Origin of the sequence: Synechococcus sp. H60.1 (assembly GCF_047462335.1) — a bacterium.
In the GTDB taxonomy this organism is placed as follows: Bacteria; Cyanobacteriota; Cyanobacteriia; order Thermostichales; family Thermostichaceae; genus Thermostichus.
In genome coordinates this window covers 26116-47398 of the sequence record NZ_JANSJA010000258.1, presented here as the reverse complement: position 1 = coordinate 47398, position 21283 = coordinate 26116, and the positions used below count along the sequence as shown (strand labels likewise).

The window sequence follows — 21283 nt, the reverse complement described above, 5'->3', positions numbered from 1 at the left end:
TGGTTGCCCGCCTTAGGGTAAAGTCGAGAGGCAAACCGCAGGAAGTGCAGGCCATGATCTCCCCTTCCCTGAAGGAGTTTCTCGCCCTCAGCCAACAGGGCAACTTCATCCCGGTGTACCAGGAATGGGTGGCGGACTTGGAAACGCCTGTCTCTGCCTGGTACCGGGTCTGTGCCGGGCGGCCCTACAACTTTTTGTTGGAATCGGTGGAGGGAGGGGAGCAGGTGGCCCGCTACAGCTTCCTCGGCTGCGATCCCCTGTGGGTGCTAGAGGTGCGCGGGGATCAGGCCTTGCAAATCCACCGCGACGGGCGTCGAGAACAGCACCACGGGGATCCCTTTGCCATTTTGGCCCGCTGCCTGCAGCCCTATGAGCCGGTGCACCTGCCGGAGTTGCCCAGCAGCATTGGCGGGCTGTTCGGCTACTGGGGCTATGAGCTGATTCGCTGGATTGAGCCCAAGGTACCCATCCATCCCCCGCAGCCAGGGGATCCGCCCGACGCCATCCTAATGCAGGTGGACAGCATCCTGATCTTCGACCAGGTGAAGCGCAAGATCTGGGTGGTGGCCTTTGCCGACACGCGCCAGCAGCCGGCGGAGCAGGCCTACGCCCAAGCTTGCCAGCGGGTGGAAACGCTGCTGCAACAGCTCAGCGCTCCCCTGTCGCTATCCCACTTCAGCCTCGACTGGAAGCCCCACCTGCCCGATGCCATTCCCCCCAGCACCCTCAGCCGCGCCGCCTACTGCCAGGCGGTGGAGCAGGCCAAAGCCTACATCCGCGCCGGCGAGATCTTTCAGGTGGTGCTCTCGCAGCGCTTGACCAGCCGCTTTGACGGGGATCCCTTTCGCCTCTACCGCTCCCTGCGGCTGATTAACCCCTCCCCCTACATGGCATTTTTGCAGTTTGGGGATCTGTGCCTGATTGGCTCCAGCCCAGAGGTGATGGTCAAGCTCAGCCGGGTGGGGGAAGAGCGCATCGCCACCGTGCGTCCCATCGCCGGCACCCGCCCCCGCGGCGCCACCCCTGCCGAAGACCGCCAGTTGGAGCAAGAGCTCTTGGCGGATCCCAAGGAGCGGGCGGAGCACGTCATGCTGGTGGACTTGGCCCGCAACGACCTGGGAAGGGTCTGCCGCCTGGGATCCGTGCAGGTGGACGACCTGATGCAGATTGAGCGCTACAGCCACGTGATGCACATCGTCAGCAACGTGGTAGGGCAGTTGGATCCCCGCCACAGCGCCTGGGATCTGCTACGGGCCACCTTTCCTGCCGGCACCGTTACCGGCGCCCCCAAAATTCGCGCCATGCAGATTATCCACGAGCTGGAAGGGTGCCGCCGCGGCCCCTACGCCGGTGCCTACGGCTACTATGACTTCTCCGGCCAACTGAACACCGCCATCACCATCCGCACCCTGCTGGTTCAACGGGGCCAGGTGAGCGTCCAAGCCGGGGCGGGCATCGTGGCCGACTCGGATCCAGAGCGGGAATATCAAGAATGTTTGAACAAGGCGCGGGGCATGCTGATGGCAGTGGCCAGTCTGCAAAAGGGGTAAAGGTTCATGTTAGCCGAGGTGCGCTTTAGCCATACAGGACAGCAGCCGGATCCGGAGACCGTAGAGCAGGCGTTTCACCTGTTTTCCACCGAGGGCTACCTGGTGCTGCCGGAGATCTTCCCCACGGCGCTCATCGACAAGCTGCACAGCAGCTTTCTGGCCACCTACAGCCGCTACTGCACCCACGAGAACCACACCGACGCCCTGTTGGTGGGCAATCGACGAGTGATGGTGACGGTGCGCCTGGAGGGGCCCTTTAACGATCCCCTGCTCTATGCCCACCCCTTAGTCCTGCCTATTTTGCAGCGAATCTTGGGATCAAGCCTGATCCTGAGCGGGATGGGGGTGGTAGTTTCTCTGCCGGGATCCGCCGACCAACAGGTTCACCGGGATCTCTCCCACCTCTTCGGCGACGCAATTCTGGATGCCATCATCCCCTGCTATGCCCTCAATCTTCTCATTCCGCTGGTGGATGTCAACGAAGAGAACGGCATAACCCGTCTCTGGCCCGGCAGCCATGCCGTTTTCGAGGCCCACTACACCGAGCTGGTCCGGCAGATGCCCTTTGTCGATCCGCCGCTGGCCAAGGGATCCTGCCTGCTGTTCGATTACCGCTTGATCCACCTAGGCCGGGCCAATCGTTCTACCGCTCCCCGGCCCCTCCTTTACAACACCTACAGCCGACCTTGGTTCCGGGATCCCGTCAACTACACCCGGCAGCCCCCCTTGGTGATCCCGGCAGCCGAGAAAGAGCGGATCCCGGCCCAGCACCAATCCCTATTCGTGGCAGCGCAGATTGTCTAGAGGAAAGTTTTGAGGAACGGGGGAAGATGCCTCAGAATGGGGGTGGGTATCCCCGTTGTTGAAGTTTGATTGCGCACCCCACTATGAGCGAAAGCACCTCTCAAGAGCCATCTTTGGCGCCAGCGGCAGACGCAATGGCCCCTGCTGCCGATCCCAGCGCAGAAACCGCGCCGGCTCCTGAAACCGACCAAGGATCCGCCAGCCGGCGTGTCCGTCAACTTTTGGGCATGAAAGGGGCAGAGGTGGAGTCTCGCTCTGTTTGGCAAGTCCACCTGCAACTGATGAAGCCCGTCACCTGGATCCCGCTGGTGTGGGGCCTGATTCCGGGGGCGGCCTCTTCTGGCCACTTTACCTGGACTTGGGAGAACGTGGCCCTCATCCTGGTGGGCATGATCCTGGCCGGCCCCCTGATGACCGGCTACACCCAGACTCTGAACGAGTACTACGACCGCGACATCGACGCCATCAACGAGCCCTACCGCCCCATCCCTTCTGGGGCCATCTCCCTGCAGCGGGTGGTTATCCAGATCTGGGTGCTGCTGATCTTGGGGCTGGGGTTGGCCTATGCCCTGGACTGGTACACCGGCCACGACTTCCCGGTGATCACCTGCATTGCCCTGGCGGGAGCCCTAATTGCCTACATCTACTCGGCGCCGCCCCTGAAACTAAAGCGCAATGGCTGGCTGGGCAACTACGCCCTGGGCGCCAGCTACATTGCTTTGCCCTGGTGGACAGGCCACGCCCTGTTTGGCCAGCTCAACTGGACAGTCTGCATCCTAACTCTAATCTACAGCTTGGCCGGCTTGGGGATTGCCGTGGTCAACGATTTCAAGAGCATGGAGGGGGATCGGCAGTTTGGCCTGGCCTCGCTGCCGGTGATGTTTGGCGCTATGGGGGCGGCCTGGATCGCGGCGCTGATGATTGACCTATTTCAGTTCGGCATGGCCTCGTTTTTGCTGGGAGCCGGCCTAAAGCTCTACGCCGCAATTTTGGTGCTGCTCATTATCCCCCAGATCACCTTCCAAGACATGTACCTGCTGCGGGATCCGCTGAAGAATGATGTGAAGTACCAGGCCAGCGCTCAGCCTTTTCTGGTGTTGGGCATGTTGGTGGTGGGTCTGGCGCTGGGGCGTTCCGGGCTGTGGTAGTCGAGCCGAAGGCCAAGTGCCCATCCTGGCAAGCGAGGTGACGGCTTCTGCCCTGGGTCATCCTCTCTACCGGGGCCAAGATCAAGTTAGGGATCCCTCTAGGGTAGCCGATGGATCCCAAAGAGTGGAATGGCCCTGGGCCAAAGGAGAGGTCCGATGAAACTGTTTTTTCCCCGCCCACTGGGGCTAAGCCTGGCTTTGCTCTTGGGGGCTGTCGCTCCTGTACAAGCTCAGCGGATCGTCATTGATGGCCGCGGGATCGTTGTCGAACCCAGCACCGGTGGCTCGGTTATCCTCAACCCCGACCAGCCGCTCTTGGCTCCGTTCCCGCCCGGGGGAGTTCCTTTTTCCATCGATGCCGAGGGCCAAGTGGTCTCTGCCCCTGGCTACCGCTGCAGCGCCGCCACTGCTGCCGACAACTCCCCCATCATCTGCCGCTCCCAGTTCAATCCCAACGACGTGGTGGTCTACGAGCGGGATGGCCGCTCCAACACCTTCTTCGTCAATACCGACAACACCGGGATCCGGCCCAGCGGCAGCGGCCTGCGGATTCTGCCCAACTCCGAGCCGGTGCAGCCCTCCGGCAGCGGCCTGCGCATCATCCTCAACTAAAGAGGGGAAGCGGCTCTTGTCTAGGCGGATCCCGCCCGTCTTGCTTCTAGTTCCTGCAGGATCTGCCGGTGGCGCTGCCGGGTGATGGGGTAGAGCCACACCAGCAGGATGCCGCCGATTAAAACCACCGCCGGCAAGGGGCCAATGGCAAGGCGGATGGCCAACAGGGCCGATTCCGGCTGGGTGGACGGTGGCTCCCCGGCCACCGAAGGGATAAAGCCAGACCACTCCAGAACTTGCCCTAGGAAAAACAGCCCCAGTCCTAAGCCTACCTTTTGCAGGAACACCATCAAGGCGTAGAAGATCCCTTCCCGCCGCTCCCCAGTTTGCAGCTCATCCAGGTCGATGACATCCGGCAACATCGACCAGGGGCCGAGATAGGCCGTGGCCGAAACCCCCACCCCCGCCAACAGCGCCAGGGCAATCATGAACCGCTCCTGGCCGGGCTGTAGGAAAAACAGGCCGGCTTGGGAGATCAGCCAAAACCCCGCCCCGATCAGGTACATGGCGCGCTTGCCCAGGTGGGCGCTCAGTCGCGTCCAGGCAAACAGGGTCAGCACCGCAACGCTCTGAACCGCCAACACCACCAGCGAGATCCACACTTCCGGCAACTGCATCCAGAAAACGATGAAATAGGGGATGATCGTGGCCGTAAACTGAAACGCCAGCCAAGAACACAGGTAGATGCCGCTGACAAATAGATAGGGGCGGTTGCTGAAGGCCACCCGCAGTTGCTGCAGTAGGGGCAGCGGATCCCGCCAGGATTGATACTGTTCTCGCACCCCCCAAAAGCAGAGCAGCAGGGGCAGAGCCGAGATTACCCCAAAACAAGCTCCCGCCAGCAGATGGCCAGCAGCCCGATCCGGCAGCAGGTTAACCAAAAGCGGAAAGGTGACTACTGCAACCATGCTGCCCCCCACCGAGAAGGCAAAGCGGAACTGGTTGAGCTGGGTGCGCTCGTCGTAGTCTTGGGTTAGCTCCGCTGTCAGAGAGGCATAGGGAATGTTGGCGGCAGAGTAGAAGGTGTTAAACAGCAGCGACACCGCCAGGTAATAGGCAAACAAAAGCCCAGTTCGACCGGGAAAAGGGATCCACCACTGCGCCGCAAAGGTCAGGGCAAAGGGAAGAGCCGAAAACAGCAACCAGGGGCGGCGACGGCCCCAACGGCTGCGGGTGCGGTCGCTGAGGATGCCGATGAGGGGATCGTTGAGGGCATCCCAAAAGCGGGTGATGGCGTAGATGCTGCCGGCCAGGCCCGCCGCCAGGCCGACAGTATTGGTGAGAAAGGGCAGCAGGAAAAAGATGAGGATATTGGCCGTCATGCCCGTGCCCAGATCCCCCACCCCATAGGCCAGCTTGGTCCACCAGCTTAGTCGTCTGTCGGCCATGGCTTGCTCGGCAAAGGGGTGTTGACGGGGAAGGGGCGGAGGCCAATGGCCTTTGTGGCAGAGGGGCTAGACGCGCATCTGGCTCATTGCCTCTAGATCTAGCACCCTGGCCACCTCTTCTGGACTCATCAGGTTGCGCTCTAGGACAATCTGGCGGATGGGCTTCCCCGTTTCCAGGGAGATCTTGGCCACTTCTGCCGCCTGCAGGTAGCCAATGTAGGGGTTGAGGGCAGTCACCAAAGCCAGTGTCCCCTCTGCATAGCTGCGACAGCGATCCGCCTGGGCGGTGATGCCGCTGACGCAACGTTCAGTAAAGACCCGCAGGCTGTTGTTGAGGATCTGCAGGCTATGCAGGAGGTTATAGGCAATCAGGGGCATCATCACGTTGAGTTCAAACTGCCCTGCCTGGGCCGCAAGGACAATGGCAGTGTCGAGGCCGATGACCTGAAAGCAGACCATGTTCAGCATCTCAGCCATCACCGGGTTGTACTTGCCGGGCATGATGGAGGAGCCGGGCTGCACCGGCGGCAGTTGGATCTCTTTAAGGCCGGTCTTAGGGCCGGAATCCATCAGCCGCAGGTCATTGGCCAATTTGATGCCGTCTTGGGCCAGGTTGCGCAGGGATCCCGATAGGTGCACCAAGGGGGCCATGCTCTGCATCGCCGCCATGGGATGGGGAGCCGGCGTGAGGGGCAACTGGGTGTACTCTGCCAGCCGCTGCACCACCTTTTGCCGGTATAGGGGATGGGTGTTGAGGCCAGTGCCAACGGCGCTTCCCCCCAGCCCCAGGCTGCACAGGGCTTGGCTGGCCTCCTCAATCCAGCGGCGGTGCTGGGCAAAGATGGCTGCGTAGGCGCCGAAGCTGTCCCCTAGGCGCACCGGCACTGCATCCTGCAAATGGGTGCGGCCCGCCTTGAGGATGGCGCGAAACTCCTGCGCCTTTTGCTCCAGCGCCGCCACCAGGTTGTCCAGCGTGCCCAGGAGATCCCGCCGCACCCGCAGCAGGGCGGCCAGACGAATGGCGGTGGGGATGACATCGTTGGTGGACTGGCCATAGTTGACATGGTCGTTGGGGCTAACCCGCTCGTAGCGCCCCTTAGGCTCCCCCAGAATCTCTAGGGCGCGGTTGGCCAGCACCTCGTTGACGTTCATGTGGTGGGAGGTGCCTGCCCCGGCCTGGTAGACATCCACCACAAACTGATCCCGCAGGGATCCCTGGAGGATCTCGTCCGCTGCTTGGACGATGGCCTTGGCCACCTCAGGGGGAATGCAGCCCAGCTCGCCGTTGACTTCAGCCGCCGCCTTTTTAATGAGTACACAGGCCTCCACGTACTCCGGTAGCGGCTTGAGGCCGCTGATGGGAAAATTCTCCAGGGCGCGGGCGGTTTGGATGCCGTAGTAGACCGACTGGGGCAATTGCCGCTCCCCCATCGAGTCTCGCTCGCTGCGCACTTGCAGTGGGTCTGTCTTTGGAACCATAGCACAGCTTTAGCTGGCAGGGCTCTCCTCAGCGGGTTTTTGGGAAGGCTCCTGCAGGGCTAGGGATCCCTTTTCCTGGAGGGCGGCCAGCTGTTGGCTGAGGCGCTCGTTGTTTTCCGCCAAGACGAGCACCATGGCCGCGCAGGCCAGATGGACTCCGGCCCGGAATTCGGCCGAGGTTTTGTACTGGGCCAGCGCCTCGCTGTCTCCTTCCCGCGGGCTTAGGATCAGTTGCACCGACTTTTGGGCCAACTCTTTCAGTTCCCGTTCCGTTAAACCGAGCTGCACTGCTTCTGCCCTCCCTTCTAACCGGAAAACAAGCCCCACCCTGCCCTCTCGCCAGCAGGATTGCCACTTTGGTTATCCTACCGCGGTTGCTGCCCCAATCCGGCATCCTTACTTCCAGTGGATCGGCTCAGAACCCCTAGAAGAAAACAAAAAATGCCAGCTAGTATAAGTGCAGCATGCTTTGCCCTTCTGGCCGATGGCCCACTTGGGGGTGCAAGTCCATCGGCCGGCAACGGCGCAAAATAGCCTGCTATTCTCTGAGTACTACCCATCTTGGTTGTTGTTCACAGAGAGGAAAACTTGTCCGTAGAACGTCCACTTGACCGCTTTCCCCACAAGCAGCGCGCAGAGCTGCCGGCGATTAACGAGCGCATCCGCTTCCCCAAAATTCGCCTCATCGATACCGATGGCACCCAGTTGGGGATCATGAGCCCGCGCGAAGCCCTGCGCTTGGCCGAAGAAAAAGATCTGGACTTGGTCTTGGTGAGCGACAAAGCGGATCCCCCGGTCTGCCGCATTATGGACTACGGCAAGTTCAAGTTTGAGAAGGAGAAAAAAGAACGGGAGGCCCGCAAAAAACAACACACCGCCGAGATCAAGGAAGTGAAGTTTCGCTACAACATTGGCGAGCACGACTACCACGTGCGCCTGCGCAGCGCCCAGCAGTTTTTGGGGGATGGAGACAAGGTGAAGGCCACGGTGATGTTCCGCGGCCGCGAGGCGCAGCACGCCGAGTTGGGAGAAGAATTGTTGCACCGCCTGTTCAAAGACCTAGAAGACGTGGCGGAAATGCAGCAGCCCCCCCAGAAGGAAGGGCGAAACATCATCATGATCCTCTCCCCGAAAAAATCGACCTGAGGATGAATCCCACCGATGCCGCTAGCAGTTGGGGATCCCGCGCCGGAGTTCACCTTGCCCGATGCCGAGGGCAACTTGATCAGCCTGGGCCAGTTGCGGGGCCGGCGGGTGGTGCTCTATTTCTACCCGCGGGACAACACCCCCGGCTGCACCCGAGAGGCCTGTGGCTTTCGGGAGGCCTACGCCGACTATCAAGCCCACGGGATCCAGATCTTGGGGGTGAGCCCCGACGATGCCCGCTCCCACCAAAAGTTTGCCCAGAAGCTGCAACTGCCCTTTCCGCTGTTGGTGGATGAGGGGGCCAAAGTGGCCAGTGCCTATGGGGTCTATGGCCCGAAAAAGTTCATGGGCAAAGTGTACAACGGCATTCACCGCACCACCTTTGTCATCGATCCGGAAGGGAAGATCGAGGCCATTATCACCAAGGTCAAGGTGGAGACTCACGCGGCGGAGCTGCTCCAGCAGTTAACTGGCTCCTAGTCTCTCTGTTGGGGGGTGCAGGGGGAGGGGGAGCCCTGTCGGCAAAGCTGCCGATAGGTCTAGCGTTCCCCTGCCGAGGTTAGGACAAAAAGGGATCAGTTAAGGGATATAACAATACAAATACAAAGTGCTGGTATGGATTCCCCTGGGGCCGTGTCCCGACGCACCCGTACCACCAAGTCCATTCACGAGAGCTACCAAATTTTGGGTCTGGCTGGCCAAGGGCAGTATGGGCGTGTGTTTTGCGCCTGGCCCCGCCAAGGGGGGGAGCTGGTGGCCCTCAAGGAGCTGCCGGCGGAGCGCTTTCCCACCCCCAACCTGCTGCGGGAGCTGCGCTACCTGCTGACGTTGAACCACCCCAATATCACCCGCTGCTACGCCCTCGAACATGCCCGTGAGGGGCGCTATTTGGTGTTGGAGTACTGCGAGGGAGGCACCCTGCGGGAGTTGATCGACCAGGTGGAGCAGGGGCTGTGGCTACCGGTCAAGCAGGTTTTGGGCTTTGTGGATCAGATCTTGGCCGGCTTGGATCATGCCCATCGACAGGGGGTAATTCACTGCGATGTGAAGCCGGAGAACATTTTGCTCAAGCCCACGCCGCAGGGTTGGCAACTGAAGCTGACGGACTTTGGCATCGCCCGCCACCCCCAACCTGCTCCTGGCGAGATCACGGCTACCGGATCCCCGGCCTACATGGCCCCGGAGCGCTTCTACGGCCAGTTTAGCCCCGCTTCCGACCTCTACGCGGTAGGGATCATCCTCCTGGAGCTGTTGACGGGTCAGCGGCCCTTTTCCGGCTCCCCCAGCCAGTTGATGCACGCCCATCTCAACCAGCGGTTTGTCTGTCCAGAGGGGATCCCGGCCCCGCTGCAGGAGCTGCTGGAGATCACGTTGCGCAAATTGCCCCTGCGGCGGTTTCGCACGGCGGCGCAGATGCGCTCGGCTCTGGCGGTGTTGGCCCAGGAGTGGCAGGAGCCAGCCAGTTGCTGGGTTGGCCCTCGCCTGCCCCGGTGGTCTCCCCCCGGTTTGCAGATCTGGGATCTGCCGGATCCAGGTTTTGTTGGCGGTGGCGGGATCGAGTCCCTGCCTGAGCAAAAGTTCTACATCTGCGAGGATCCCGGCGGCTGCCGCTCTCCGCTGCTGTTGCGGGTGACCTCCCAAAAGCTGGAGTGGCTAGAGCTGCAGGCCCTTGCCTCAGGAGCGCTGCCTCTAGCCCGTTTCTCCTTGGCCGAACCGTTGCAGCAAGTGCTGCCCTTGCCGAGCTTCCCGGAGGCTTTGGCTTTTTCCAAAAGCAGCCTTTTGCACCTAAGTCCCGCACGCATCCGTACCTTGCTGAGTTTTGCGGAGGATTGGCGGGCCACCTGGCTAGAGGAGCGGCAGGAGCTAATCTGGGCCACCGCCCAAGAGCTGGGGGCTGTGCAGTGGCAGCCAAAAGGGCCAACCGCCGCTCAGCCCTTCCCTGAGTTCCACTGCTATTTCCGCTGGCCTGGGCAGAGGTTGCAGCCGGATGGCCAGGGATCCCTGCCCCGCTTGCTGGCCCTCTCGGATTATCTAGTTTTGCTGACAGGTGCGGGGCGGCAGTGGGTGCAGATGAGCCTTTTGCCCTATCCCACCGGTTTGCCTTTGCAGCCGGGATCCCAGCCGCTGCGCTATCACCTACCCCTGGATCCCAAAGGGAGGGTGCTCAGCTTGGGGGAACGGCTGATTTTTGCCCCCAGGGATGGAGAGGGGCAGGGATGCTGCCCCCACCTTTGCTCGGTGCAGGTCAACCCTCTGCGGCTGCGCCGCTGGTTTTTGAAGGGGTGGCCCCTGCAGATGGCCAAGGCCCCTTGGGGCGTGCTGCTGCTGTGTCGCGAGGGAGAGGAGTTCTCTTCCCTTTGGTTGTATAGCAAGGGGGGGGATCCCTTGGCCCAGGTGGCCGTGCCGCCCGGATCCGAGGTGTTGCAGGTGGGGCAAAGGGGACTGGTCTGGCTGCAAGTGCCCAAGACCGGGAAGCCGCAGCAATTTCAGCTTTGGCAGTTGGATCTTAACCAGTTGCCGGCCAATGGCCATGCTGTTGAGGTGGTTTCTTTGGGCTAGCGACGGGTCAGTTGCCAGGGATCCTTGCCACTACCTTCGGCTCTGCTTCCTTGGGGAGCGGGAAAAATAGGGGCTGAGAGGGCAGACTGTTTCGCTGCCAACTCTTTGCCCTGAAATGGCTGTAACTGAGCTTGGGCTGTTTGGCTAGCTACTGGAGTGGGCTTGGCGAGCCAATTGCTTGAGAAAGGTCAGAGGATGACGGTTGTGAAGCTGCTGCTTGAGCCGCTCTTGCAGGAGCTCCTCCTGCCAGGGATCCCCCGATTGCAGCCACTCCAAGTAGCTGAGCCCTGCCACCCGCGTCAGATAGGCCCCGCTAGCCGCCTGCAGGGGGATCCCCACAAACATCCAGGGGCTGGCTTTGAGGACAGAGCCTAGGGAGTGGGTAGCCAGCTCTAGTCCCCCGAGCTGCACAATCATTTGCGCCAGGCTGCGGGCAATTTGCTGGGCCTGCTGCAGAGTGATGCGGCGATCGAACACCTGATGCAGCTCCCCGATCATACGCGCCTGGATGGCTACCCCGGCCAGCACATCCAAGGCCGGGAGGGGGGTCGCGGCCAAGGCAGCGGCCGTCGCCCACTGCATCCGTTCCACGATCCGGCGACCCTGTTGGTGGCGCTCTTCCCGCAAAGCCTGTTGGACGGCCTCGCCCAGCGTTTGGGTCTGCAACAGGGCGTTGGCCAGGCGCAGATGGGATCCCTTTTGCTGTAGCAGGCGGGCCATCTGCTGGATGAGGGCGGCAGTATCGGGGGGCTGTGGCTCCCAGGTCTCTTGCCGGGATCCGTCTGGAAAGCAGTAGCGGACTTTCAAGGGCTCTGGGTCGGCAGCAATGGCCACCACCTGCTCAGGGGGGATGACGCCGGCGGTGCGCTGGCGCAGGTGGGCCAAGATGATCTCCACCTCTTCCGGCAGCATTTGATCCGTCTTGTTGAGGGCCAGGATGGTGGACTTCCCCAGCCGGGCCAGCTCCAGCAGCTCGGCATATTCCGAGGCCAGCAGATCCCCGGCCACCACCAAGATCAGCAGATCGGCCTTCTGGGCCAGGGCGCGCGCTTCTGCCTCGCCGGCGCCGCCGATGGTCAGCAGGCCAGGGGTATCGGTGAGGGAGATGGGGCCGCTCCAGCCCTCCAGCCGATAGGTGTGAACGGATCCCTGCTGGGTAGTGCCCAGGGTGGGAGCGGTTTCCCCCACAGGCTGCCCCATCAAGGCGTTGATCAGAGAAGTTTTGCCAGCAGAGGCAGTGCCGAACACCACCAGGTGCAATTCCTCCTGGGCCAGCCGCCGGTCGATTTCCTGCATCTTGGCCTGTAAGGCGCGACGGCTGATCTCGTTTTGCAGCTTCTGGATGAGGCGATCGACATCCTGCAGATCCGCCTGCACCTGATCCCGGGTCAACTTAACCCGCCGTTTGCCTGGGGTGGGATCCCTCTGCTGTTGGCGAGCCTGTTGCCACCAGCGCTGCACCGCCAGCCCTGCCGCCACCGTTCCTCCCAGGATGCCGGCCACCACCAGATCTGCGAGCGGCACCGAATAGGGAGCAACAAAGCTGTAGATGCCACTAACCCATTGCAGGTATTGGCTGAGAGCCGCCAAGCCCAGCCCCGTCAATAACCACAGCCACGTGGAGCGCGACAACACCATGCCAACCCACAGCTTGCCCAAATGCCCAATCCGGAACGGAGCCTGATCTCTAGAGAAGCTCTGAAGATCTATCCAGAGGTCTACAAAGGCAAGAGAAGCGATTGCAAATTCAGGACGGCTAAACCCTCTCCGCTGGCAACCCCGGCGCAAGCTGGAGCCGCAGCCTCTTCTTTAGCATAGGGCTTAGTGTAGCTGAGCATACAATTTTTTCGGGTGAGCCAGCGCAGGGACGGCTGACCCCAGCTAGGGAATCAACGAGAGAGGCAGGCACTGAAGAGCGTCCTCAGCCCAAGCGGCCAGGGATCCCCGTCAAAACCGCCGGCGGCTCCAGCGGCGCCGGCAGAAACTCACCCCCTCGGTAGTCCAGTAGCTGCACCAGGAGCAAGTAGCCCACCCCCAGGGCAATGGCCAAAGCTCCCGTAACAATAGCCACCCACTTAGGCCGTTCCACGCTGGGCCTCCCCAATCACTGCCGGACTTGATCTTAATGATGCCTGATGATGCCTGAAGCCTTAGCGAGGTGGGATCAAGACGGTGTCGATGACGTGGATGATGCCGTTGGCAGCTTGAATATCCGCGGTGATCACGTTGGCGTTGTTGATGCGAATCCGTCCGCCCTCAAGAAGGGTGACAGTGACAGGGGATCCCTGCAAAGTCGTGACCTGCTGGCCGGACCTGAGGGCGCTGGAGGGGGCCAAGCCGGGAACCACGTGGTAGGTGAGAATGCGCACCAGCTCTGCCCGGTTCTCAGGCCGCAGCAAGGCTTCCACCGTGCCAGGGGGCAAAGCGGCAAAGGCAGCATTGGTGGGAGCAAAGACCGTGAAGGGGCCTTCTTGCTGTAAAGTCCCCACCAAGCCCGCTGCCTGCAGGGCCGTCACCAAGGTACTGAAGTTAGGGTTAGCAGCGGCAACGGCGACGATATTCGGCAGTGGCGTAGGGCTGGGAGAGAGAGTCGGAGTGGGCGTCGGCAGGGCAATGGCTGTATCGTTGCTGGAACTGCCACAACCGACCAAGGCCAAGCAGACAGCCGCCGTCAGTCCAAGGGTGAGGGCTTTGCGGTTCATAACAAAAGTTAATAACTCAAAACGTTCGTCCCGATCCTAGGGTCAAAAGCCGTTCCCGCACGGGTGGCCCTAGAGCAGAGCAGGGATCACCTTTGCGTAGAAGTGGCTACGGTAAAGTTCGGTATTTTGGGTGTGATTGCTGGAGGGGAGAAAGGGGATGAACGGGATCCCATCTTGGCGGCGGCAACTGCGGCGTTGGCTGCCCTGGGCTGCCCTGCTGCTGCTCCTGGTGGCAATTGGCTACTGGGTAGGCCCCCGACCCCGACCTTATCCCCAAGAGCCAGAGCTGCCCACCCTGGCCCCTCTGCCGCAGCACCCCCGCATCCGGGTGGCCTTCAACCAAAGCCGCGAGAGCACCTATCGGGATCCCTATCGCCAGGTCTATCGCTACGGCTACAACCTAGAGGAGTTGATTATCTCTCAGATTCGCTCTGCCCGGCAGTCGGTGGATGTGGCGGTGCAGGAGCTGAACCTGCCTCTCATTGCCCAAGCCCTAGCCGAGCGGCGGCAGGCCGGGATCCCGGTGCGGGTGATTACCGAAAACACCTATGTGCGGGCCTGGCACCAGCTCACCCCTGCCGAAGTGGGGGCGCTGGACGAGCGCAGCCGTCAAAAGTTCGAAGAGTACCGCCACCTGGTGGATGTGAACCGGGACGGACAGTTCTCCCCTGAGGAGATCGCCAGCCGGGATGTCTATGCCCTGCTCGATGGGGGGCAAGTGCCCTGGCTGGATGACACCGCCAACGGCTCCAAGGGCAGCGGCCTGATGCACCACAAGTTTGTGATTATCGACGGGCAGCGGGTGCTGACCGGGTCGGCCAATTTTACCCTCTCCGATATTCACGGGGATTTCGATGCCCCCGGCAGTGTGGGCAACGCCAATCACCTACTGCTGCTCGATAGCCCCGAGCTGGCCCGCATCTACACCGAGGAATTCAACCTCATGTGGGGGGATGGGCCAGGGGGATCGCCCGACAGCCGCTTCGGCGTGCAAAAGCTCAGGCGCCCCCTGGAGACGGTTTACCTTGACGATGCCATCGTGGGGGTGCATTTTTCCCCTGCCAGCCGCTCCCTGCCCTATGAGGCCACCTCCAACGGCCTCATCGCGGCCACCCTGGCCCAAGCGCGGCAGCAGGTGGATCTGGCTCTGTTTGTCTTTACCGACTCAGGCATTGCCAACCAGCTCAGGCAACTGCGCCAGGAGCGTAACGTAGAAATTCGCGGCCTGTTTGACCCTGGCTTTGCCTTTCGTGACTACAGCCGCACCCTGGAGATGTGGGGGCTGCTGCTCCCCGACGAAAACTGCCGGGTGGACGCGGCCCGCCTGCCCTGGACAGTGCCCGCCTCCTCTGTGGGCGTGCCCAACCTCGCTCCGGGAGACAAACTGCACCACAAGTTCGCCATCGTTGACCCCGGCACCCCCCAGGCCACGGTGATCACCGGATCCCACAATTGGTCGGTGGCGGCCAACCACCTCAACGACGAAAACCTCTTGATCATCCGCAACCAGCGGGTAGCGGATCACTTTGTGCGCGAGTTCGAGCGGCTCCTTGCCGAGGCCCGCTTTGGCCCCAGCCGCCGCCTGCAGCAACAGGCGGAAGAGAGAGCCCGCCTCTGCCCCAGCCCTGTCCCCGTTGCCCTCTCCCCATCTGAAGCAGAGCCGGAGCTGCTGGAAGTCGAGGCGATCTCCGTTCCTAACAGGGGATCCCCTTCCCAGCCGGCTACCCCGCAATCTTCTCGCGTGAACTTAAACACCGCCACCGCGGCGGAGCTGGAGCAGTTGCCCGGCATTGGCCCGGGCCTGGCGCAGCGCATCATTGAGGCCCGCCCCTTCTCCTCCTTGGAAGATGTGCAGCGGGTCAAGGGCATCGGCCCGGCCCGGATTGAGCAACTGCGGGATCGGGTCACCTGGTAGGGATCCCGCCTAGCTCTCCTAGGCCAGCTCCAGAAAAGCTCCCATACGACGAAACTTTTGGTAGCGCTCCTCCCGCAACTCCCGCCCGCTCAGGGCAGAAAGTTCCTTGAGATGTCGTAGGAGCGCCTCCTTTAGGGTCTGGGCAGCTTCCAGAGGAGCGCGGTGGGCGCCGCCAACCGGCTCTGGCAAGATCTCGTCGATCACCTCCAGTTGCAGCAGATCCTGGGCAGTAATGCGCAGGGCGGCGGCGGCTTGGGGCGCTTTCTTGGCATCTTTCCAAAGGATGGCCGCACAGCCTTCCGGCGAGATCACCGAATAAACGGCGTGCTCAAACATCAAGATGCGATCCCCAACGCCAATGGCCAAAGCCCCTCCGGATCCCCCTTCGCCGATGACAGTGCAGATGATGGGGATCTCCAGCCGAAACAGGGTCTGCAGGTTGGTGGCGATGGCCTCCCCTTGGCCCTCAGCCTCTGCCTTGACTCCCGGATAGGCCCCCGGCGTATCGATAAAGGTCAAGAGCGGCAGGCCAAAGCGGTGGGCGTGTTCCATCAGCCGCAGCGCCTTGCGGTAGCCGGCGGGGTTGGGCATGCCGAAGTTGCGGTGGATGTTGTCTTTGGTGTCGCGGCCTTTTTGGTGGCCCAGGATCATCACCGGCTGATCCCCCAGCTTGGCCAGGCCGCCGACGATGGCCGGATCGTCTTGGCCGTGGCGATCCCCGTGCAGCTCAAACCAGTCGTCGCAGATGGTCTGCACATAGTCCAAGGTGGTGGGGCGGCGGGGATGGCGGGCCACCTGCAGCCGCTCGACAGGCGTGAGCTGGCTGAAAATCTCGCGGCGCAGCTCTTCGGCTTTGGCCTCCAGCTGGCGAATCTGCTCGGAGGCGTCGATGTCGTTTTCTTCGGCCAAGGCCCGGATTTCCTGGATGCGCTGTTCGAGGGCGGCAACAGGCTGCTCAAACTCCAGCAGCAGTCGGTCGGTAGCTTTGGTCATGAGCAGTTGAAGTAACCTTGAGTTAAAGTGTGAGGCTGATGCGGGTCACAGCTTTTGAGGTGGTAGGCTGCTGAAGGCCAGGAGCCACTCGCATGGCGGCGCGTAGCGCTATCTTCTCACATCCGGATTTTCTAAGCTAGAGAAGGCCCTCTTCTGGCTCCGCTCAAACCTGTGTTTTCCTCCTCCCACTCCTCTGCACCTCTTCCCCCCTGGCTGCGCTGGTCGGTGGTGGGATCCGTCGTCCTGGCCATCGCAGGGGGCGCCTTTTGGCACTACGCTCAGCCGGAGCGGCAAATCCGAGTCCACACGCAAAGGTTGCTGCAAGCTGTAGAACGGCGAGATTGGGCCCAAGTAGAAAACTTAGTGGCCGACACTTATCGCGATGGCTGGGGCTTGGACAAAGAGCAGGCACTGGCCTACAGCCGCGAGATCTTCGGCCAGTTTTTGCGCCTGCGCATCCGGCCTCAAGAGCTACAGGTGCAGCTCGGCCCTGGGGAGCAAGGCCAAGCCACCCTCTGGTTTATTATTGAGGGATCCGGCGGCCCTCTGGCCAACCTGACGCGGGATCAGGTAAACGCGCTGGAACAGCCCTTCCGCCTGGACTGGCAGCGGCGGGATCCCTACCGTTGGGAGCTAACCCGTCTGGAGAACCCTGCCCTGGAATTGCCCCTTCTCCCTGGTCAAGGACAAGCGGGCCACAAATGAAGGGAGGTCAAGCTGCCCGAAATTTAGAACTTTCCTGCCTGCCAAAGCTGCTCCAAATGGGTCTGGCAGCGCCGCAGGATTTGGCGGCTTTCTTCGAAGGTAATTTGCTCCAAGGCTTCGGGGTAGGAGCACCAGCGGTAGGCGGCTACCTCCTCCGGCTGTACCTGCAGCTCAGGGGGAGGAAACTGGGGCGGCAGCAGGGCCACGTAGTAGGTAACGGTCTTGGCCACCGCGTTCCCCTCTGGATCTGTGAAGGTGTAGGCCTCCTGTAGCGTCAGGGGGTCGGGCTGGCCGGGCAGGGTCAGAAGCTGGTAGTCGGTCAGGCCGGTTTCCTCGCGCAACTCCCGCCGGGCTGCGGCCAGGTCGCTTTCGCCCTCATCTTTGTGCCCTTTGGGGAAGGCCCAATGCCCTTTCTGGTGCTGGATGAGCAGGTAGAGGTGGGATCCCTGGGCGGGCGGGAGGGGCAGCACCGGGATCACGCCGTAGGCAGCATCGGTCAGCATGGGAGCTAGTCTCCAAAGAGTTTGATGGCAGGTGGCCTGGGATCAAAAACCTCGTTGGGATCCACCCGCGGGCGCTCCACCCCTTGCAGGGGCGAGAGAGGGCGACCGGTGTCGAATTGAAAGAGATAGATGGGCAACTGGCTGCTCCCTAAAGGCAAGAAGGCCAAGGTATCGATCTGGGTGAGGGCATTGCGGCTGGCCGGTCGGGTGAGGTTAAAGGCGGCGATGCGGTCTTCCAAGGGGGTCTCTGCGGCAGTGCGTCTGCCCAGGCCAATGCTAAATTGCTGGTTCCCCCGCTCGTCCACTCCTAAGGGCCGCACCTCTCCCAGCTCGACTGAGGGACTGCTCTCCGGCAGACCGGCCACCACCGGCGGCGCATCCAGCGGCGGCTGTGAGGGCAAAAAGCGCAACTGCACCCCCTCCGGCAGAAGGCGATAGTCCTGGTAGTCGTGCCGGATGGCAAGGGATCCCCTGAACACGCGGCGGGTCAGGCCCTCCAGCGTCCAAAACCCATAGCCCACATTGATGCGGCTGCTCTCCGGCAGCCAGTAACGGGTGCCTCCCTGGGGAGCAGGCACTGCCGTAAACCCCATGAGGACATAAGCCTGCCCCCACACCCCTGACAAAAACAAGAGCACCTGCCGCGGCAGCCCTGACTCCGGCTCCAGCCACAGCTCCCGCAGCTGGCCCTCCTGCAGGGGCTCTAGGCGCAAGTGCTGGACAGGGGATCCCGCCAGATCCGCCCGTTCTGAGGAGACGACGCGGTAGCGGCTAGGATCAGCCTCTAGCTCAAAACTTACCGAGGGCAGGAGCGCTTCGGGCCGGCTCACGTACACCGAATACAGCTTGAGCAGGTCCGATTGGTTCACCACCTCCAGTTGCCGCGAATCCAACAGGCGAATGCGATCCCCTTCAGCTACCCACGCCTGCCAACTGCCGTCACGGCGGCGGAGCACATCCAGGGTGGCTGTGAAAGTTTGGGATCCCTCCACCCGCACCTGCTGGCGGTACTGCAAGTTGGGCAGAGGCGGCAATTGCTTCAGGGCAGCGTTGTAGCGCCCTAGCCAAACTTGGGGATCCAGCTCGGCGCTTGGGGAAGAAGCGGGATCCGACTGGGCCAAGGCCGGATCTGCCGCCTGTAGGGCAACCAGCCCCGTTAGCAGGAACACCACTCCGCTGAGATAGCCCCCGCGGGATCCCTGCCGTCGCCACCTTCTCGGTTCGAACTGTCTAGGCGACATCAGCTTACCTCGGCTTGCCCTGCTAAATTGAGAGGCTCCCCAGCAGGGATCCCTCCTGCCTGGACGCCTACTCGATGGAAATAGACTGGGGGCCTTGGGTGGGGGCGGGTGAATCCTCCACCCTCAAGCCCTGGGACTCCAGCCAACTGCGCAGCGGATCTTGCTTGATATCCAAGCCCAGCAGGCCGCTCAGGAAGCCCCCGCAGAAGACAACGGGGTTGCTCAAAAAGGTCTTCCAGACCTCGTTGTTGGTGAACATAGCCAACATGCCAAACCCTTCCCTATCCTAGCAGGGCCAAGCTAGACGGCAATTAACTTCTGGCGATCTATGCTTTGCAGGACATTGAAGATGTTGCTGCCAAGGCGCTGGAACTCCTTGCCGCTTTTGTCAGCAAAATGGAGTACCCAGGGAAGCCTGCAGGCTTGGAATCCACTGGCAGGATGAAGTTGAGAAAGGTGATAAGTCTGTACAGCCAAGACCTCCAAAGGCGTACTGCCATATTCGTGGACAACTCGCAGGGGCCTTGCGCTGCCAATAGAGCCTGCGCCTTTTCTGCTAATGGGCTCGCTTGTTACCAGAGTAAATGACTTTCGCGAGTAGTCGAAAACAACGGTGCCTATTTTGGCGTCTTTGTACTTACCTTTTCCTTCTTCTATCCCCATCCTTCCTGTACCGCTTTTGCGTATGCCAACAATATCCACAGCAATCTTTTCTTTTTCTAGCTCCTCAATTGTTCTACTAAATTCGCCTCCTTGAACTAAACCATCCCTCATCAAGAGAACCTTGCTGGGATAGCGATCAAGCTTGTCATGAAACTTATTGACAAGTTTGGACACAGTTCGATAAATTGCGTCGCCGGAGAAGGTTTCTCCTCTCTGCACAGCAGGCAGCTCCCAACCTAAGCTCTGCCCATCGGCCAGCACAGCAAAAGCAGAGGCTCCGTAGTATAGCTGCCGATTAGTGCCCACATCAAAGCCAATGATTAGCTCAGGGCGTTCAGGATGGTCGAGGGGTTCCAGGAGTACCGGCTGCCATGCTGCCTTACACAGAAGCCCTAGGACGACGTTTAGGGCTTTGTAGGGATCAGCGCCAGGGATCATAAACTGGGTTGCTATCCCCGCTGCAAGGGCCTCCATGCGGATCTTTTGCTTGCGCTCATTGGGCGACCAGGGCATGACAACCAAAACGGTTTTGATCCCTTGGTCAGCCCAGCGTTGCCAGAATCTTTTTCGGGCAAGATCGCCTTCAGGCAAGTCTTGCTGAGTGGCATAGAAGCCCAGTTCAACTTCTACTCCGCTTTTTTGGGCTACCTCAAGCAAGCACTTGCGCACTTCGCTGGGATACTCTCGCCTGTTGTCATAGAGGTTTAGGCATCCAAACTTAGTCTCGCCTACTTTTGCACATCCCTGATACCTAACTCGAGCAGGATTTTGAACTTGCCTACGATCCGATCCCAATAGCTTTGGCTTGGGCAAGATGTAACCCTGGGCCTTCAGGGGTTCAATTTCCACCTTGGGAAGGTTGTAGACATTCTCTATGATAGTCTTTACAGTCTTTTCAGACTCTTGCAATCGTTCCTTCAAGCTTTTTCTGACATGCTTGATAACACGGTCGATAACTTTGCTACCAAAACCTTTGTTGTCTTCTAGACTGGCTAGCGTTTCCAAGGTCAAAACAGGCGATAGCCTCCGAGACAGATGGGGAAAACACCTTTGCTTTGAAGCTACTTCGACTACCCAAGAGCTTTCCACGTCCTCTCTAGGTGCATTGTACTTCTGCAAATGATACTCCGCCAGACTAATCTTCAGCTCTGGCAACTGAATCTCTCGCGGCGACTGATTGGAAAAAATACCCAGATATTCCCAAGTCTCGCGTTTACCATATGTATTCCGAACCCACTTGATTGGGATATCTGGATAGTTTTCCAGCCATTCATGCAAAGTCCACGGCGTGTAGAGGCGGTGATGAATATCGACTTCTAAGTAAAGCTTTCCATCTGGTTCAACAGCAACATCTATTCTTCTTGCTCTGTGGATTTCCCAGCCATCCCCGGAAAGTTCTACCCCTTCCTGAGCAGTGATCCACCAGAGCAGGCCTCCTCCTATCGATTCAACTGCAGTTTTGGTGTACAGAGATCTAAGGCGCGACTCTATCCTCTTGCGCTCAAAGCTTTCGAGGGCGCTTCTTTCTTGAGCATTGGCACAGGTTAGAACCCTAAGCCCACACTCTTCTAACTCCCATTCTGGTGTTTTGAGCTGGCTGGGCGAGACTCTTTCCCGTGTGATAATGCGACTCCCCAAACGAACGGCTATTACACCCAGCCGATTGCAAACCTTAGCAATAGCTTTCTGCTCTTCTCCTGGCTCCGGAAGTGGGTTTGGCCTACAGGCGTACTCATAAAAGGAGAGGTCTTCCTGAGCTAGCTCCTTAACAAAGAAGCGATTGAGTATAACTTCAACTGACTGGTTCTGGTGAAGCAGGCTCATTGGTGGATTCTTCGTCATCTTTCCAGGACAAGCCCTAGCCCCTTGTTAAGA

The 21283-nt window shown here is 60.6% G+C and carries 20 protein-coding genes; 9 read left to right on the top strand and 11 right to left on the bottom strand.

The window, feature by feature from the left end:
- Positions 1 to 53 precede the first annotated feature (53 nt).
- The 4 genes from trpE (at position 54) to NW852_RS12260 (ending at position 4114) form a co-directional block, all read left to right on the top strand.
- Positions 54 to 1550, top strand: coding sequence for an anthranilate synthase component I (gene trpE, locus NW852_RS12275; protein WP_414372345.1), 1497 nt, complete (start codon positions 54 to 56; stop codon positions 1548 to 1550).
- A gap of 6 nt (positions 1551 to 1556) precedes the next feature.
- Complete coding sequence (locus tag NW852_RS12270; RefSeq protein WP_414426786.1) at positions 1557 to 2354, top strand: phytanoyl-CoA dioxygenase family protein; 798 nt, start codon at positions 1557 to 1559, stop codon at positions 2352 to 2354.
- A gap of 83 nt (positions 2355 to 2437) precedes the next feature.
- Complete coding sequence (gene chlG / locus NW852_RS12265; RefSeq protein WP_414372284.1) at positions 2438 to 3502, top strand: chlorophyll synthase ChlG; 1065 nt, start codon at positions 2438 to 2440, stop codon at positions 3500 to 3502.
- A gap of 156 nt (positions 3503 to 3658) precedes the next feature.
- Positions 3659 to 4114, top strand: a complete 456-nt coding sequence (locus tag NW852_RS12260) for a hypothetical protein (RefSeq protein ID WP_414426785.1) — start codon at positions 3659 to 3661, stop codon at positions 4112 to 4114.
- Positions 4115 to 4134: 20 nt separating this feature from the next.
- Here NW852_RS12260 and NW852_RS12255 read toward each other — a convergent pair whose 3' ends face one another.
- The 3 genes from NW852_RS12255 to NW852_RS12245 form a co-directional block, all read right to left on the bottom strand.
- Complete coding sequence (locus NW852_RS12255; protein ID WP_414426784.1) at positions 4135 to 5502, bottom strand: MFS transporter; 1368 nt, start codon at positions 5500 to 5502, stop codon at positions 4135 to 4137.
- Between the two features lie 66 nt (positions 5503 to 5568).
- Positions 5569 to 6981: an aspartate ammonia-lyase gene (locus NW852_RS12250; RefSeq protein ID WP_414372286.1), complete on the bottom strand. Its 1413-nt coding sequence runs from the start codon at positions 6979 to 6981 to the stop codon at positions 5569 to 5571.
- Between the two features lie 9 nt (positions 6982 to 6990).
- Positions 6991 to 7269: a hypothetical protein gene (locus NW852_RS12245; protein WP_414365574.1), complete on the bottom strand. Its 279-nt coding sequence runs from the start codon at positions 7267 to 7269 to the stop codon at positions 6991 to 6993.
- Positions 7270 to 7569: 300 nt separating this feature from the next.
- Here NW852_RS12245 and infC point away from each other — a divergent pair, with 300 nt between their 5' ends.
- The 3 genes from infC (at position 7570) to NW852_RS12230 (ending at position 10686) form a co-directional block, all read left to right on the top strand.
- Positions 7570 to 8127, top strand: a complete 558-nt coding sequence (gene infC, locus NW852_RS12240) for a translation initiation factor IF-3 (RefSeq protein ID WP_414365575.1) — start codon at positions 7570 to 7572, stop codon at positions 8125 to 8127.
- Between the two features lie 15 nt (positions 8128 to 8142).
- On the top strand, positions 8143 to 8607 hold the full coding sequence (bcp, locus tag NW852_RS12235; RefSeq protein ID WP_414365576.1) for a thioredoxin-dependent thiol peroxidase: 465 nt from the start codon (positions 8143 to 8145) through the stop codon (positions 8605 to 8607).
- A gap of 135 nt (positions 8608 to 8742) precedes the next feature.
- Complete coding sequence (locus tag NW852_RS12230) at positions 8743 to 10686, top strand: serine/threonine-protein kinase (protein WP_414372287.1); 1944 nt, start codon at positions 8743 to 8745, stop codon at positions 10684 to 10686.
- Positions 10687 to 10830: 144 nt separating this feature from the next.
- Here NW852_RS12230 and NW852_RS12225 read toward each other — a convergent pair whose 3' ends face one another.
- The 3 genes from NW852_RS12225 to NW852_RS12215 all read right to left on the bottom strand — a co-directional run bounded on the left by NW852_RS12225 (position 10831) and on the right by NW852_RS12215 (position 13388).
- Positions 10831 to 12345 carry a DUF697 domain-containing protein gene (locus NW852_RS12225; protein ID WP_414372288.1) on the bottom strand — a complete coding sequence of 505 codons (1515 nt, stop codon included), beginning with the start codon at positions 12343 to 12345 and terminating at the stop codon, positions 10831 to 10833.
- Positions 12346 to 12607: 262 nt separating this feature from the next.
- Positions 12608 to 12775 carry a hypothetical protein gene (locus tag NW852_RS12220; RefSeq protein ID WP_414365579.1) on the bottom strand — a complete coding sequence of 56 codons (168 nt, stop codon included), beginning with the start codon at positions 12773 to 12775 and terminating at the stop codon, positions 12608 to 12610.
- A gap of 61 nt (positions 12776 to 12836) precedes the next feature.
- On the bottom strand, positions 12837 to 13388 hold the full coding sequence (locus NW852_RS12215; protein ID WP_414372289.1) for a fasciclin domain-containing protein: 552 nt from the start codon (positions 13386 to 13388) through the stop codon (positions 12837 to 12839).
- A gap of 157 nt (positions 13389 to 13545) precedes the next feature.
- On the opposite strand from NW852_RS12215, the gene NW852_RS12210 reads away from it, so the two are divergent.
- The gene (locus tag NW852_RS12210) at positions 13546 to 15303 is read left to right on the top strand and encodes a phospholipase D-like domain-containing protein (protein WP_414372290.1); all 1758 of its coding nucleotides are present in this window, start codon (positions 13546 to 13548) and stop codon (positions 15301 to 15303) included.
- Between the two features lie 18 nt (positions 15304 to 15321).
- Here NW852_RS12210 and NW852_RS12205 read toward each other — a convergent pair whose 3' ends face one another.
- Complete coding sequence (locus NW852_RS12205; protein ID WP_414365581.1) at positions 15322 to 16296, bottom strand: acetyl-CoA carboxylase carboxyltransferase subunit alpha; 975 nt, start codon at positions 16294 to 16296, stop codon at positions 15322 to 15324.
- A gap of 171 nt (positions 16297 to 16467) precedes the next feature.
- On the opposite strand from NW852_RS12205, the gene NW852_RS12200 reads away from it, so the two are divergent.
- Positions 16468 to 17001, top strand: coding sequence for a hypothetical protein (locus NW852_RS12200; protein WP_414426783.1), 534 nt, complete (start codon positions 16468 to 16470; stop codon positions 16999 to 17001).
- A 23-nt stretch (positions 17002 to 17024) separates the two neighbouring features.
- Here NW852_RS12200 and NW852_RS12195 read toward each other — a convergent pair whose 3' ends face one another.
- The 4 genes from NW852_RS12195 to NW852_RS12180 all read right to left on the bottom strand — a co-directional run bounded on the left by NW852_RS12195 (position 17025) and on the right by NW852_RS12180 (position 21232).
- A complete protein-coding gene (locus NW852_RS12195) occupies positions 17025 to 17504 on the bottom strand; it encodes a bis(5'-nucleosyl)-tetraphosphatase (protein ID WP_414372295.1) in 480 nt (159 codons plus the stop codon).
- 5 nt (positions 17505 to 17509) lie between these two features.
- Positions 17510 to 18745, bottom strand: coding sequence for a hypothetical protein (locus NW852_RS12190; RefSeq protein WP_414372297.1), 1236 nt, complete (start codon positions 18743 to 18745; stop codon positions 17510 to 17512).
- 67 nt (positions 18746 to 18812) lie between these two features.
- Entirely contained in the window at positions 18813 to 19013 is a 201-nt protein-coding gene (locus NW852_RS12185; protein WP_414377308.1) for a hypothetical protein, read from the bottom strand.
- 32 nt (positions 19014 to 19045) lie between these two features.
- The gene (locus NW852_RS12180; protein WP_414426782.1) at positions 19046 to 21232 is read right to left on the bottom strand and encodes an argonaute PAZ domain-containing protein; all 2187 of its coding nucleotides are present in this window, start codon (positions 21230 to 21232) and stop codon (positions 19046 to 19048) included.
- Positions 21233 to 21283: the final 51 nt, after the last annotated feature.

Bases quoted from the DNA above. Each gene is read 5' to 3' on its own strand.
- NW852_RS12205 (WP_414365581.1), bottom strand. From the start codon at position 16,296: ATGACCAAAGCTACCGACCGACTGCTGCTGGAGTTTGAGCAGCCTGTT.
- NW852_RS12215 (WP_414372289.1), bottom strand. From the start codon at position 13,388: ATGAACCGCAAAGCCCTCACCCTTGGACTGACGGCGGCTGTCTGCTTG.
- chlG (WP_414372284.1), top strand. From the start codon at position 2,438: ATGAGCGAAAGCACCTCTCAAGAGCCATCTTTGGCGCCAGCGGCAGAC.
- bcp (WP_414365576.1), top strand. From the start codon at position 8,143: ATGCCGCTAGCAGTTGGGGATCCCGCGCCGGAGTTCACCTTGCCCGAT.
- NW852_RS12195 (WP_414372295.1), bottom strand. From the start codon at position 17,504: ATGCTGACCGATGCTGCCTACGGCGTGATCCCGGTGCTGCCCCTCCCG.
- NW852_RS12210 (WP_414372290.1), top strand. From the start codon at position 13,546: ATGAACGGGATCCCATCTTGGCGGCGGCAACTGCGGCGTTGGCTGCCC.
- NW852_RS12190 (WP_414372297.1), bottom strand. From the start codon at position 18,745: ATGTCGCCTAGACAGTTCGAACCGAGAAGGTGGCGACGGCAGGGATCC.
- NW852_RS12180 (WP_414426782.1), bottom strand. From the start codon at position 21,232: ATGAGCCTGCTTCACCAGAACCAGTCAGTTGAAGTTATACTCAATCGC.
- trpE (WP_414372345.1), top strand. From the start codon at position 54: ATGATCTCCCCTTCCCTGAAGGAGTTTCTCGCCCTCAGCCAACAGGGC.
- NW852_RS12250 (WP_414372286.1), bottom strand. From the start codon at position 6,981: ATGGTTCCAAAGACAGACCCACTGCAAGTGCGCAGCGAGCGAGACTCG.
- NW852_RS12270 (WP_414426786.1), top strand. From the start codon at position 1,557: ATGTTAGCCGAGGTGCGCTTTAGCCATACAGGACAGCAGCCGGATCCG.
- NW852_RS12260 (WP_414426785.1), top strand. From the start codon at position 3,659: ATGAAACTGTTTTTTCCCCGCCCACTGGGGCTAAGCCTGGCTTTGCTC.
- NW852_RS12230 (WP_414372287.1), top strand. From the start codon at position 8,743: ATGGATTCCCCTGGGGCCGTGTCCCGACGCACCCGTACCACCAAGTCC.
- NW852_RS12255 (WP_414426784.1), bottom strand. From the start codon at position 5,502: ATGGCCGACAGACGACTAAGCTGGTGGACCAAGCTGGCCTATGGGGTG.
- NW852_RS12185 (WP_414377308.1), bottom strand. From the start codon at position 19,013: ATGTTGGCTATGTTCACCAACAACGAGGTCTGGAAGACCTTTTTGAGC.